The sequence below is a fragment of the Anaerobacillus sp. genome (assembly GCF_046314235.1).
Lineage (GTDB): Bacteria > Bacillota > Bacilli > Bacillales > Anaerobacillaceae > Anaerobacillus.
This window is the reverse complement of sequence record NZ_JBKBWN010000023.1, coordinates 1-12,105: the sequence shown is the minus strand read 5'-3', so window position 1 is coordinate 12,105 and position 12,105 is coordinate 1. Positions and strand designations below refer to the sequence as shown.

Genomic DNA, 12,105 nt, shown 5'->3' with positions numbered 1-12,105 from the left:
TTACATTGATAGAGTATAAACAAAGGACTAGTGGCTAGCGCTTTCGTGATTACTAGCTATCTCTCTTATGTTATTGTTTTGAATTATTAAGAGTTTTCTTTGCAAAGAAGCTCAGTATAGAACTTGGAGAATGCATTTGCTTTTTAATATGTATGCACAATAGCTTGTCTGTATTTAAAAGAGCTAATGAAAACAAAAAAGTAAGCTAGATTTGGCAGATCTAGCTTACTTAATTGTTCAATGCTTTAGCATTTGTGTTCTGGTGGAAAAATCTCTGGGCATTGTGGTGGGAATGTGATATCAGGACAAACAGAAATTGGTGCAATAATTTCTTCTCTTGGCTTGCAAATACGTCCTTCAACCTCCACTTTAACCTCAGCTTCAACTTGAACAGATTGGCAAAGAAGTAACGTTAGAGCTAGTTGCTCAAACTCTCCATCTTCACAAGATAATGTTCCTTCACATTCGAAGTAATAAACATGAGCGTTGATTTCAGTACCTTCTGGAGCGCAAAGTAGATACTTATCGATGATGCAGAAAGAAATTGGTTGAGAAGTTAGAGTGCCAAGCACTTTACCACAATCAATTCCAATTACTTGAACAACAAAATATCCAGTCGTTTTTAAACGAACTAACTGTAATGTTGTGTCAAGTTCTTCTACAAAAACATCTTGACGTTCGCCAACTTGAGCCACTTTGATATCGTCAACATCAATTTTTTCACCGGCTGCATTAGTTGGGAAGCATTTTACTTCGAGAGTTGCATCTGGACCAAAGAATTGACATGGATCAATACCAGGGTATTTATTATTGTCTTTATCACAGTGACCTTTTGAAAATCCTAACTTCGCTAATCCCTCTGCTCCCTCGAAGCAAAAGTCTTTGTGAATTTCTCTTGTTACCCAGTCATACACTTTATCAACGCGAATACATAGTCTTTCTCTTTCCTTAGACATATACGTTTGACTCCTTTCAAAAATAGGTATTAACACTTGACTAATTCATACTATGTATTTTATATAGATGTGTGCGGATGTTAAGAAATAAAAATCGTTTTTTCAGAATTTAAATACAAAAATGGGCTGACGTTACATATATATGATATAAGCGGAACAAATTTGGTGAAAGGAGACGTGACAAATGTCCATTGATGGGGGTACAAAGGCAACTCGCAAACTTGATCATGTTCAACTAACACAAAAAATTATTCATTTAAAAGCAGAACTTTCTAGGTATAAACAAATCGTCGCTCAGTATCAAAATAATTATCATTATAGTCAGTTAGATGATTTAAATAATGAAATTAAATATTTAAAGGATATTATAAAACAGAAAGAAGAGGAAACATCATTATTGAAGAGAGCGAACATGGATATGGAAGAGAAAATGAGCATAATAATTGATGAAAAATCTAAATTCAGTATCACTAAAACAGAGTTAATAGAACAACTTAATTTAATGAAATCAGAAAATAATCGCCTTAAAGAAGAACATGAACTTGTCGTCCTAGAGAATACAAGTCTTCATAAAACATTAGAGCATCAAGAAGAGGAAGTTAAGAAGCTACGTGAAGCATTAGATTTAGCAGAAAGAGACCAAAGTCTCTTTAAACCGAAAAAAGAGACGTCTCAATCAAGTAAGGAAACCGACCCGTCTGAATCATGGTTTCTCCGTACGATAAAACAAAATAAAGGTGATGAGTAGTGAAACAGACAGTGAGATACGCCTAATGACGCATCTCACTGTTTTCTTATTTTAATCATTTTATCCGTCTTTTTCCGCAAGAACCGCAGCCGTTAGCTACCTTCTTAGATTTATATCCTGAAGAGACAACATGGACTTGAGAGTTATTAGTAACAGGTTTTTTGTTAGTTGGACCTATAGGAGTTACCTTTCTTTTTTTAGCCATTTTTCTTCACCTCTTAACTTGGACTTCTACTAATTAGAGTATGGACGAAATCTAAAAATGTGTTCAACATAAACCTAAAATTACAACTTTTTCTTTTACCTAAAAACGAAAAAGGACATATGCCCACACAAAGTTTAAATAAAGGCATAGGGTAATGTAGGCGCTGGTTTCTACTGATGTGAAATCAACTAACTTAATCATGATGTTACTAGGAGGGACACAATGAAGAAGAAAAGAGTAACAAAAGTTGAAAAAGTGAAACAACAAGAAGTACCTACTGATGAGGTTACTGCCCAAAAAACACCTCAAAAAGTAAATCCGTTTCAAGCTTGGGATAACCTTATGTTTATGAGAAGACCGCATCCCCAAGAAAATTCTAAGGAACATTCCTCTTCAAAAGAAGATAAATAAAGAGAAAATTAAAAAGAGGCCCTCCAAAGAGTGGGCCAACTCGTACTATAAATAGACCGCGTATAAACGTCCACTTCTATTTATAGTTTCACTTTGAGTTGAGCCGACACTTATGGGGGAGCCTACTCTTTACAATTTAATCGTGTTCATTTCCCTGATAAAACGAGAAGGGTTGGCCTTTTTGCCGCGCCTTTTTTGTGGAATTGAGAGGTACAAGCTATCCATTGCCCGTGTGACAGCAACGTACATCAATCTCCGTTCCTCTTCTAGTGGCGCTAAATTCCCTTCTCGAAACGCTTCTAATGAGTAGTCGTGAGGGAAGCCGCCCTCTACCACACTTAGAATGTAAACAGTTTTAAACTCAAGCCCTTTCGCACGGTGAACAGTCATTAATTGAATAGCATTTTCAGTCTCTCTCTGACCTCGATATTCCTTCGCTTTTTCAATCATATGATCAACGTGTTGAAGAAAATCACTAATCCGATCATGGCTAGCTGCCGCGACTTTTAAATCACGCAAATCATCGGAACCTTTATCAATGACATTCCCTTCATTGCCATGCTTTTTTATATAGTCGTTTAAAAACATTTATTTTTCAATCCAATCAAGTGCTTCTTTTGGTGAAAATTTGCGAAGTTGTTGAAAAAGTGGAATTAGCTTCTTGAGCTTTTTTTGCTGAAATGGTTGAATGTCAGATAGCTTTGTTAACGCCTCTAATAAGGAACAGTCATGTAAAATTGAAAATGCTTTAATATCCCTTATACTAGATTGTTTAATAAACAAGGCTCCTAGCAATTCTTTAATGGCTTCTTGATCGTCAGGGTGATAAGCCAATTTTAAATATGCTAAAGCTTTTCGAACAGTTCGTCTTAAGTAAAAGGATTCACCTTCATGCTCTATGTTGAACGGGAGGCTAGAGGCGACGAGCCGTTCAAATATCGCACGTGCACTAGAGTTTGTCCGAAATAAAATCGCAATATCTCTAGGTTTTGCGCCACTAACAATTTTCTCTTTTATATCAGTGACGATCATCGTAGCCTCTTCTTCTTCGTCATATGGATAAAATTGAACAGGGCGTTTTTCACTTTCTTTTACAGCATAGATAGCCTTTTCTTTTCTCGTTTTATTTTGAGAGATTACGTTTTTTCCGGTTGAGACAATGGCATGATTAGAACGATAATTACAGCTTAGTGTCACGATTTTTGTGTTCGGAAAATCTTCTTGAAAATTCAAAATATAGGAAGGATCACTTCCTCTGAAACTATAAATAGATTGGTCGTCATCGCCAACAACACATAAATTTTTAGACTGTTTAGCTAACATTGAAATAATCTTATATTGAACTTTATTTATGTCTTGGAATTCATCAACTAGAATGTACGAAAATCGCTCTTGATACTTTTCAAGCAACCCGTCATTTTCTCCTAATAGTTGATAGCAACCGAGTAACATATCATCAAAGTCAAACTGCTGTGTCTGATTTTTCGTTTGCTCATAATGCTCATATAACTGTTTAACTTGTTGTTCCCACTCAGTTTCGGCTTTTATATGTGAAGGCAATAATAAATGGTTTTTCCAAAAACTTATTTGCGAGAGTGCTTGATCAAAGGCAAATTCCTTTTCATCAAGACCAAGTTGTTTTGATACTCCTTTAATGATTTGTTCACGTTGCCAGTCCCATTTCATTAGTTTGTCAGATTGCCAGAGGGAAGGTTGATGATGCATGAGCATTTTGAAAAAAATACTATGAAACGTTCCAACTACAAGGGCGTTCAGATTTTTAGTAGAAATCCCTTTCATTTGACTCATCCGGGTTTTCATTTCCTTAGCAGCCTTAGCAGTAAACGTCACAAGAAGGAGGCGATTAGCTGCAATTTCTTTTTCGGTTAACATATAGGCTGTTCGCGTAGTTAGTACTCTCGTTTTTCCACTGCCTGCTCCTGCCAAAACGAGTAATGGACCTTCAGTAGTTGACACAGCTTCCCATTGGCTTTCATCTAACTGGTAATCTGGATGGCTTTTATTTAAAGTAGTTAGCCGTTTAAAAGGAGGTATACTTTTCACTTCACTTGGATCCTGCCAACAATCAATCATGACTGGTGATTTTTGTAGTGTCGCAACATTTCCATTTATTTCTCGCTTCGATGGCAGCGTGAAGCTACCGATCGTTTTTTGTTCATTTTTTTCGGTGGTCTTTTCTAACTCTGCGATTGTCTCTTGGCAATTAAATGTTTGTGGTGGATGTAAGAAAATTGGTGGAAGATAAATACTTATTTTAAGTTTTACACTTTGACGACAGCATGGACATGAAAGCTCGTCTCTCATGCTAGCGAGAAAGTATTTTTGTAGTTCTGAACGTTCTATTTTCATTAAATTTATTAATTTTTCTTTATATAAGGCGACTCGCATAAAAAAACCTCCACTAACATAAAACTACTGAATAACAACTATAGCAAAAAAGGAGGAAACATGTAAGAGAATATAGCATAAAATATATTAGATGTTTTTTTATTTTTTTAGTTTTACTAGTTTCATAACTGAATTATTGGGGTATATAGGAAATATAGAAATGATTAATTGCAAAGTTAATTTTGGAGGTGAATGATTTGGGGTATATTCCACCTATTCGAGATGAACAAGCTATTCAATATGGGAATCGTTTCATTCATAGTTACCATGGAATTGTACCAATATCGCCAGTAATGAAAAGTGACTTTCATTCAGTTCTAGCAGATAAGCAAAAGCCTACTAAATTTCGTAACCATAATCAAAAAGGAAAAAACAATAAAACAGCAACCAAAAATCATAATATACTTCGTGAGATGACAGGAAAAGGTCATTATATTGATGAAGTTGTTTAGAGGGGCGATTAGCCCCTCTTTTTTTAGGAAGTATAATTGTTCATCATTTTTCTATTCGAGTTTATAGAAATAATCTCAGCTATATCACTAGCAGCATTAGGTTGTTTTAATTTCTTGGCATTTTCTGTCATTAAGCTATGATAATGCTTATTAAAAATAATTCGCTCTAATAAAACGGGAATTTCCTCAACAACCTCTGCTTTGATTGCTGCACCGTAGTTCATTAGAAATTGGCTGTTTTGTTCCTCTTGTCCTGGTAAAGGTTGAAAAATAACAATAGGTGTTTCGCAGACTAGTGCTTCTGACATCGTAACGCCACCAGCTTTTGATAAAATAACATCACTAGCCTTCAAATATTCCATAAATAAATTAGTAAAGCCTAAGACACGAAGCGAGTGTTTGGTTTTGTATCGCTGAATTTTCGCTCTTGCTCTTTTATTTTCACCTGTTGCACAGATAATTTGGAGCTTTTCTCCAAATGCTTCTAAACCTGCTAATATTTTCGTGAATTTAGCAAGGCCAACACCGCCACCAGCAACTAATACAGTTTTCATATTCTCATCCAAATGTAACTTTCTTCGTAATTGCTGTTTCGAATACTCATGTACCGTTTCTCTTTGAGTAGGAATCCCAGTCGGATAAAAAAGCTTTGTATCAACTTTATACATATTTGCATAATACCTTAAATGTTCAGAGGCAACAAAATAACCAGAAACCTCACGATGAACCGACATTGGATGAATCGCAAAGTCGGTAAGTAATGCGTAAAGTTTAATCGGTATATTTTTTTTTCGGATAACATTCGCAAGCATCGTAGTGGCAATTGGGTGTGTCGTAATGATCGTCGCTGCTTTTTTATCTTGCAATGTTCGATGAAGCTTGCTTGTTAAAAATGCATTAAACTGTTTTAAAAATATTGAGTTCGGATTTTCTTCAGAATATTGGTATAGCTTTCCCCAAACACTAGGGCGAAATCGAAGTAGCTGTAAATAACTATCTAATATTACTTTGTGAAAAAATTTGTTTATTGTATCGAACATATCGACAATCTCAATTTCAAAGCCTTTTTGCTTTAAATGACTAAGTAGTACTTTTGAAACTTGATTATGACCATTTCCAAACGAGACTGAGAAAATAATGATTTTCCTTTGATTCATGGTAAATAAAGCCCCTTTCATAAAGAGGATCATTAAGCAAAACGTATCATGATGTTAATTTTATTATTTCGGATAACCAGAAATTCATGCACATTAGTTTATTTATTAAGTCTATTGAAGCTAAAAAGCGACAAGCAATGAATGATCCTCTTTGTTTAGGACTTCTTCATTAGCTTGTCGCTATTTTTCTAGTTATTCTTTAGTTTTTTCATCGTTACGTGGGGGATTCCTGCATCAAGAAATTCTTCTGAGCAAACTTCATAACCAAGTTTGCTATAAAATTGTACTGCTTGTAATTGAGCATTTAGCTTAAAGGAATACATTCCCCGCTTCTTAGCTTCATTCTCGACAGCATTCATAAGAAGCTTGCCTATTCCTTTGGAGCGGTATCCTTTGTCAATGCAGATGCGTTCCACTTTACCAAAGTCCTCTAGCTGGCGAAGACGACCAGCTCCGATGGGAGTCGTGCCGTCATAAACAACGAAATGAGTAGCTAATTCTTCATATTGATCAATTTCTTCCTCAGGAGGCACTTGTTGTTCATCGACAAATACTTTGAGTCTTACTGAATAAGCATCTTTTTTCTGTTTTTCATTGGTAACTAATACTACATTCATGTTTATTAGTAGTCCTTTCCTAATAGAAACGTTTCATATACTGTCCAAGAGCCATTGTCTAGTTGATATAAGAGTTGGATACGGTCGCATACTTCTTCATGATTAATCGTTTTCATACGCAGTCTTCCTAGTACATCATGAAATTCATCATCGTCTAAATCTTGACCAACGGTAATATGTGGAACAAATTGATGTTTCAATTCTTGTTCAAAAAAACCACTATTTAACTTTTTTTGGAGAGTAAGGAGCTCTTCATTTTCTTGAATGCCCATATAGATTGTATTACTAACGGGGTTAAACGAGCTATACTTGTAGACGTTTATTGAGAATGGCTTTATTTCTTTGGTAATTTTTTTAATTTCATTTGCTAACGCATTAACATCTGTTGCTTCAAACGCTTCTTTTAAAGTAATGTGTGGTGGAATTTGCGCATAGTGAGAATCGTAGCGTGCTCTTAATGAATTGGCGATATCCTGTAAAGTTTTTGATGGAAAAATGGCTATTCCGTATTTCATAATAGTTCCCTCCTAAAGTTTAATATGCTTTTAAGATAAATTAATGCAATGTATATGAATACTACTTCAGCATCCAAATGAGTGCCTTTTTAAGATTTTCTTGCCAGTAAGTCCAAGTATGGTCTCCATTAAATTCGTCATAATAGACGTCAATTCCTTTTTCTTTAGCCAAGTGATTAAATGCTCGATTTTGTGTTAAAAAGTCTTTTGTCACTCCGTTTGTTGTCATAACATTCGTCTCTTGGTCACCAATGGAATGGAAGAGGCGCAGTAGCTCAGGTTGGTTACATGAGCTTAAGTAAGCCATTGTCTGTGGATGAATGTACGGTGATTGCGCGATAACTTGGCCGAAGGTAAAAGGGTATTCGCTCGCTGCGTGTAAACAAACTGTTGCGGCTAGAGAATCACCTAATAATGTTCGTCCACTTGCTAGCTCGAATGTATGATACTTATTTTCTAGGTGGGGAATAAGCTCCTCAGCTAAGAAACGGATAAACTCACGGTTTTTTGAACCATTTGGATGATATTTTTGATTGCGGTCCTCGATTGATAGAGGTGAAATCATGATGACCAGACAATTATTAATCTGTTTGTTGCCTAAAAGCTCACTTGTAACAGAAATGAGTTTTCCCTTTTGTAGATAATCATCTCCATCTAAAGCAATAAGTAACTGGTAAGTATAAAGTGGAGAAAAGTTATCTGGTAAGAACGTTTTTATCAAAATTCTTTCTTGTAAAAATCGACTATCTATGAAATCATCAATAATTTTTCCATTTAAAGTCACCCCAGAACCTCCTTTTTGTTAGCGCTTCCTTATGTAGCTATGCTTATAATATACCATTTTTCGTTTAGTAAAACGAAGCTTTAAACTTCAGATGCAAAAAATGTAGAATTTACGGATTTATGGTATGATGAAGGGGAGCTTCTGAAACGAACAAGGAGGGTAAATAGATGAAATATGCAGAACCTGTACATTGTCACATCGTGGAGAAGGCAGCAAGAGATTTACTTAAAGAACGTGGTGTAGAAATTATCGACATTGCTGAAATCGTTCATAAAATGCAAGTTCAATATACTGATACATTAACACTTGAGGAGTGTATTGAAAGTGTTGATAGAGTATTAGAAAAACGAGAAATACAGCATGCTATTTTAGTAGGTGTAGAGTTAGATAAATTAGCAGAGCAAGGAAGATTGTCGGAGCCGTTACAATCGATAGTCGCTATGGATGAGGGGCTCTTTGGTGTCGATGAAACAATTGCCCTTGGTAGCGTATTTGGTTATGGGAGTATAGCTGTAACGACATTTGGATTTTTAGATAAAGAAAAGACCGGGATTATCAAAGAATTAGATACAAAAGGCAATCAAATTAATACATTTCTAGATGATCTTATTTGCAGTATCGCTGCTAATGCTTCTAGCCGCCTAGCCCATCGAATTCGTGATCGGCAAGAGAAACTAAGGGAAGAAGAGATTATCAGACGTGATATTGAAGAGCGTATAGGATAATGAATGTAGTTTAATTATTTTTTCTTGGAAGTGGCTTTTTTCAGTCACTTCTTTTTTATTGTTTTAAAAAAATTTTTTGGTAATAATATGATTATCTTTTTTTGGGGAGAGATAAGCAAATGAAAACAACACGTTGGGTATACTGGAAGGATATTTTCCATTCGAAATTTCAAGCAAGTTGCTTAAAAGCAAAAATAGAGGAGAATTGGCGTGGAGGTTATGAACTGCCGCCTTGGGTGGAAATCAAAAAACTAGCCGAAGAAAAATATGTTGTTCGGTATACATACGACGAATAGGGTTTTAATAACCTATTATGTGTAGCAAAGAACGCCTGGAGAAATAATATTCTCTAGGCGTTCTTTTATGGTTTTTTAGTAGTTATTAATCCCGCTGCAAAAAACAATAAATAGTACATGATCCGATCAGTAGCAGCTAAGATTGGAACAGCATTTTCCTTAAATTTTCACAATCCCTTTAGTCCGCTAAAGGTTAGCAAAATGTTAGCAAATGCCCATTTTCAGCCGAAAAATATGGGGCGTGGTAAAAAACACCATAAAGAAAAACCCTTGTGTATCAAGGGTTTTAAGAGTTTTATGTATGGTGACCCGTATTGGATTTGAACCAACGACCCCTTGCCTGTCAAGCAAGTGCTCTCCCACTGAGCTAACGAGTCATGCGAATAAAAATATTATATACTTTTCCACGGGTTAATGTCAATATAATTATAAAAATATGAATGACAAAGAGAATACCTGAGTAAATATACTTCTCATGTAAGGGATCTCACTAATTAATGGAAATAAGGATGCTTCAGGAAGATTTTACGGAGAGGAATGGAAATAAGCCCCACTCATTTTTGAGACGATTAGAGCTATTATTTATCGACCAGTAATTAATTTCTTTCTATGTGATAGGATGTACCTTATCAATAGGAACGGTAAACTGAATGTAAAAGGGTGAACCACTCTAAGTGAAATTATTATCTTAGAGTGGTTCATCCTTTACAACGGTTACCAATGGTTTTCTCAAAATCTTGGTACAGCTTCTAGAAGAATGTAAGAAGTAGTAGTGTAAAAACGATTCAACCATCATGAAAACCATTTTATATGGTGGAGTAGGCACTGGCAAAACCCTATTTGGCAATTTGGCGAATGGAATGATGTTTTTGGGGATCCAATCCTCACAGAAGCTGTTATTAATAGGTTAATCAACCACTCTCATTTACTGGTTTTCACAGGAGGCAGCTTTAGTTACAAGCAATCATTACTACATTAATAATTAAGGAGGCAGGTCGCCTGCATTTTTAGTTGCCATTTGATACATTTTTAAATTGCCAAATACACGAAGTGAGCAGTAAATGAGGTTTTTGTGCTGAAACGAATGAAAGCCATTGAACGACTTTCATACCTCAAACCCCATAATATATATAATTGCAAACTAAGCCTGTCGTACAAGGGCTTTGCCGTAGTCGGTTACTCTCTCACCAACAATGCATTTATATACATTGACAATTCACAACTCATGTTTATTTGAGAGATAATAGGCATATTCTAATGGTCTACTAAAAATTATTTTATTGTCTTTAAAACTCTTAAGGTCTTTGTATATTTTTTTTTGAGGCTTCCCGTTAAGTTCTATAATCCATAGCTTTCCTTTTTCGTTTAATACAAATCCACACTCAATTCACCCAAAGAACCCATATAGATTTCTGTTTCTTGTGCGGCCTTAATACTTACCTCATTTAAAGAGTGGAGAATTTCATTTGCTTTTTGTGGTGAAAGGAATTGTGGGAGAATGTCTGCAACATCATGAATGGCTTCATATATACTCGTGTTAAAGTATTGTTCATAAGCCACTCTACATATTATAGCCGAAACCCTCCATTCTCCAACTATATCTTTTTGAACAAGAACTCGGATATCAAAATACTGATCTTCTAGTCGATTTATACGTAACCCTTGCTGAATAATGTGTTTTCTTCGTCCGAGAAGTTCATCCAATTTTTCCTGAATGCTCTCATTTTTTCTGCAAATATATCTTGGAGCAAAGCTGTCTAAAGAGATGTTAATTTCACCATTATCCATTCGTTCAACTCGATGTACAGACTTTCCCTTAAATCCATAAGTAGGCTTAATGTACACTAGTTTATATTTATCTAAAAGAGCGGATATATTCGACTTATTATATAAAAATGTGTCTGGCAAAAAGGCATTAAGATCTGAGTTTTTTAATATATTATAGACTTTCCATTTATTAAAAAAATTGATAGTGTTAAAACATTTATTCCTACCGATTACCTGCTCTAGGCGTTGAATGGTTATGTTTTTTTTGTTATAGCATCGGTTATAAACGACATCAGGAAAAGGGAACGACCTTTGTTTCCAGATACCCTCTTTGAGGTTAAGCCCTAAAATAAGTCGCTTGTTCCAAAGAATATCTGCCGGAGTAAAGGCGAAAAGATTCAGCTTTTGAGCATGGTAACTTTGATAAAGCTTTAAAATTCTTTTTCTGCTGCTTCTTTTAGTTACTGAAATACCAATTAATGGAGAAATTTCCAATTTTACCACTCCTAGCTCTCAATTCCTAATATTTATCTATATGCTGCAGCAAAAATAATTGATGAGACAATCGCATAGTAGGTCAGAAATTCAGCGAATATATTGGACATTTGCCTTTTTAAAGTTAAATAGATAGTTGCCGTCCCTGGATATTTATATTTGAATATGATGAATTACATTTAATATAAGGAGTTGAAAACTATGGGAAAAAGGAAATGTCCTCCAGGCCCACCGGGACCAGAAGGACCAGAAGGACCACCGGGACCTCCAGGTGAAGAAGGACCTCCAGGACCACCGGGAGAGCAAGGTGAACCGGGACCTCAAGGTGAACAAGGACCTCCAGGACCACAGGGAGAGCAAGGTGAAGCGGGCCCTCAAGGAGAAGAAGGACCTCCAGGACCACAGGGAGAGCAAGGTGAACCAGGGCCACAAGGAGAAGAAGGACCTCCAGGCCCACAGGGAGAGCAAGGTGAACCAGGGCCACAAGGAGAAGAAGGACCTCCAGGACCGCAGGGAGAGCAAGGTGAAGCGGGCCCTCAAGGTGACGAAGGACCTCCAGGACCGCAGG

13 protein-coding genes, 1 tRNA gene and 2 pseudogenes are annotated in these 12,105 nt (G+C 36.0%); 7 read left to right on the top strand and 9 right to left on the bottom strand.

What is annotated here, in order from left to right; translation table 11 throughout:
• Positions 1 to 245 precede the first annotated feature (245 nt).
• Entirely contained in the window at positions 246 to 956 is a 711-nt protein-coding gene (locus ACK4M9_RS20440) for a BMQ_0737 family morphogenetic spore coat protein (protein WP_409854581.1), read from the bottom strand.
• Positions 957 to 1,140: 184 nt separating this feature from the next.
• Between ACK4M9_RS20440 and ACK4M9_RS20435 the strand changes: the two genes are divergently transcribed.
• Both ACK4M9_RS20435 and ACK4M9_RS20430 read left to right on the top strand, forming a co-directional pair.
• The gene (locus ACK4M9_RS20435; RefSeq protein WP_409854580.1) at positions 1,141 to 1,704 is read left to right on the top strand and encodes a hypothetical protein; all 564 of its coding nucleotides are present in this window, start codon (positions 1,141 to 1,143) and stop codon (positions 1,702 to 1,704) included.
• 427 nt (positions 1,705 to 2,131) lie between these two features.
• On the top strand, positions 2,132 to 2,320 hold the full coding sequence (locus tag ACK4M9_RS20430) for a hypothetical protein (protein WP_409854579.1): 189 nt from the start codon (positions 2,132 to 2,134) through the stop codon (positions 2,318 to 2,320).
• A gap of 129 nt (positions 2,321 to 2,449) precedes the next feature.
• Here the strand turns inward: ACK4M9_RS20430 and ACK4M9_RS20425 are convergent, their stop codons facing one another.
• Positions 2,450 to 2,908 (bottom strand): 3'-5' exonuclease, encoded by a 459-nt coding sequence (locus ACK4M9_RS20425; protein ID WP_409854577.1) that lies wholly within the window; start codon positions 2,906 to 2,908, stop codon positions 2,450 to 2,452.
• Positions 2,909 to 4,729 (bottom strand): ATP-dependent helicase, encoded by a 1,821-nt coding sequence (locus tag ACK4M9_RS20420; protein ID WP_409854575.1) that lies wholly within the window; start codon positions 4,727 to 4,729, stop codon positions 2,909 to 2,911.
• Positions 4,730 to 4,926: 197 nt separating this feature from the next.
• Between ACK4M9_RS20420 and ACK4M9_RS20415 the strand changes: the two genes are divergently transcribed.
• Entirely contained in the window at positions 4,927 to 5,181 is a 255-nt protein-coding gene (locus ACK4M9_RS20415) for a hypothetical protein (protein ID WP_409854573.1), read from the top strand.
• A 23-nt stretch (positions 5,182 to 5,204) separates the two neighbouring features.
• Here the strand turns inward: ACK4M9_RS20415 and ACK4M9_RS20410 are convergent, their stop codons facing one another.
• The 4 genes from ACK4M9_RS20410 to ACK4M9_RS20395 form a co-directional block, all read right to left on the bottom strand.
• Positions 5,205 to 6,338 (bottom strand): MGDG synthase family glycosyltransferase, encoded by a 1,134-nt coding sequence (locus ACK4M9_RS20410; protein WP_409854571.1) that lies wholly within the window; start codon positions 6,336 to 6,338, stop codon positions 5,205 to 5,207.
• A 188-nt stretch (positions 6,339 to 6,526) separates the two neighbouring features.
• A complete protein-coding gene (locus tag ACK4M9_RS20405) occupies positions 6,527 to 6,955 on the bottom strand; it encodes a GNAT family N-acetyltransferase (protein WP_409854569.1) in 429 nt (142 codons plus the stop codon).
• Between the two features lie 5 nt (positions 6,956 to 6,960).
• A complete protein-coding gene (locus ACK4M9_RS20400; protein WP_409854567.1) occupies positions 6,961 to 7,470 on the bottom strand; it encodes a YjcG family protein in 510 nt (169 codons plus the stop codon).
• Positions 7,471 to 7,531: 61 nt separating this feature from the next.
• Positions 7,532 to 8,254: an alpha/beta hydrolase gene (locus ACK4M9_RS20395; RefSeq protein ID WP_409854566.1), complete on the bottom strand. Its 723-nt coding sequence runs from the start codon at positions 8,252 to 8,254 to the stop codon at positions 7,532 to 7,534.
• Positions 8,255 to 8,421: 167 nt separating this feature from the next.
• Between ACK4M9_RS20395 and ACK4M9_RS20390 the strand changes: the two genes are divergently transcribed.
• Positions 8,422 to 8,979 carry a phosphatidylglycerophosphatase A family protein gene (locus ACK4M9_RS20390; protein WP_409854565.1) on the top strand — a complete coding sequence of 186 codons (558 nt, stop codon included), beginning with the start codon at positions 8,422 to 8,424 and terminating at the stop codon, positions 8,977 to 8,979.
• Positions 8,980 to 9,098: 119 nt separating this feature from the next.
• The gene (locus ACK4M9_RS20385; protein ID WP_409854563.1) at positions 9,099 to 9,275 is read left to right on the top strand and encodes a hypothetical protein; all 177 of its coding nucleotides are present in this window, start codon (positions 9,099 to 9,101) and stop codon (positions 9,273 to 9,275) included.
• A gap of 302 nt (positions 9,276 to 9,577) precedes the next feature.
• Here ACK4M9_RS20385 and ACK4M9_RS20380 read toward each other — a convergent pair.
• Positions 9,578 to 9,652, bottom strand: a tRNA-Val gene (locus ACK4M9_RS20380).
• Positions 9,653 to 10,119: 467 nt separating this feature from the next.
• On the opposite strand from ACK4M9_RS20380, the pseudogene ACK4M9_RS20375 reads away from it, so the two are divergent.
• Positions 10,120 to 10,254, top strand: a pseudogene (locus ACK4M9_RS20375) (ATP-binding protein); the annotation flags it as partial.
• A 237-nt stretch (positions 10,255 to 10,491) separates the two neighbouring features.
• On the opposite strand, the pseudogene ACK4M9_RS20370 reads toward ACK4M9_RS20375, so the two are convergent.
• Positions 10,492 to 11,546: pseudogene (locus ACK4M9_RS20370) on the bottom strand (YheC/YheD family endospore coat-associated protein).
• Between the two features lie 192 nt (positions 11,547 to 11,738).
• Between ACK4M9_RS20370 and ACK4M9_RS20365 the strand changes: the two are divergent.
• A partial coding sequence (locus ACK4M9_RS20365) for a collagen-like triple helix repeat-containing protein (RefSeq protein WP_409854562.1) occupies positions 11,739 to 12,105 on the top strand: 367 nt, incomplete at its 3' end.

What these genes read in the sequence shown, in the direction of transcription:
- ACK4M9_RS20435 (WP_409854580.1), top strand. Translation starts at nt 1,141, where the DNA reads ATGTCCATTGATGGGGGTACAAAGGCAACTCGCAAACTTGATCATGTT.
- ACK4M9_RS20425 (WP_409854577.1), bottom strand. Translation starts at nt 2,908, where the DNA reads ATGTTTTTAAACGACTATATAAAAAAGCATGGCAATGAAGGGAATGTC.
- ACK4M9_RS20430 (WP_409854579.1), top strand. Translation starts at nt 2,132, where the DNA reads ATGAAGAAGAAAAGAGTAACAAAAGTTGAAAAAGTGAAACAACAAGAA.
- ACK4M9_RS20420 (WP_409854575.1), bottom strand. Translation starts at nt 4,729, where the DNA reads ATGCGAGTCGCCTTATATAAAGAAAAATTAATAAATTTAATGAAAATA.
- ACK4M9_RS20390 (WP_409854565.1), top strand. Translation starts at nt 8,422, where the DNA reads ATGAAATATGCAGAACCTGTACATTGTCACATCGTGGAGAAGGCAGCA.
- ACK4M9_RS20440 (WP_409854581.1), bottom strand. Translation starts at nt 956, where the DNA reads ATGTCTAAGGAAAGAGAAAGACTATGTATTCGCGTTGATAAAGTGTAT.
- ACK4M9_RS20405 (WP_409854569.1), bottom strand. Translation starts at nt 6,955, where the DNA reads ATGAATGTAGTATTAGTTACCAATGAAAAACAGAAAAAAGATGCTTAT.
- ACK4M9_RS20400 (WP_409854567.1), bottom strand. Translation starts at nt 7,470, where the DNA reads ATGAAATACGGAATAGCCATTTTTCCATCAAAAACTTTACAGGATATC.
- ACK4M9_RS20385 (WP_409854563.1), top strand. Translation starts at nt 9,099, where the DNA reads ATGAAAACAACACGTTGGGTATACTGGAAGGATATTTTCCATTCGAAA.
- ACK4M9_RS20410 (WP_409854571.1), bottom strand. Translation starts at nt 6,338, where the DNA reads ATGAATCAAAGGAAAATCATTATTTTCTCAGTCTCGTTTGGAAATGGT.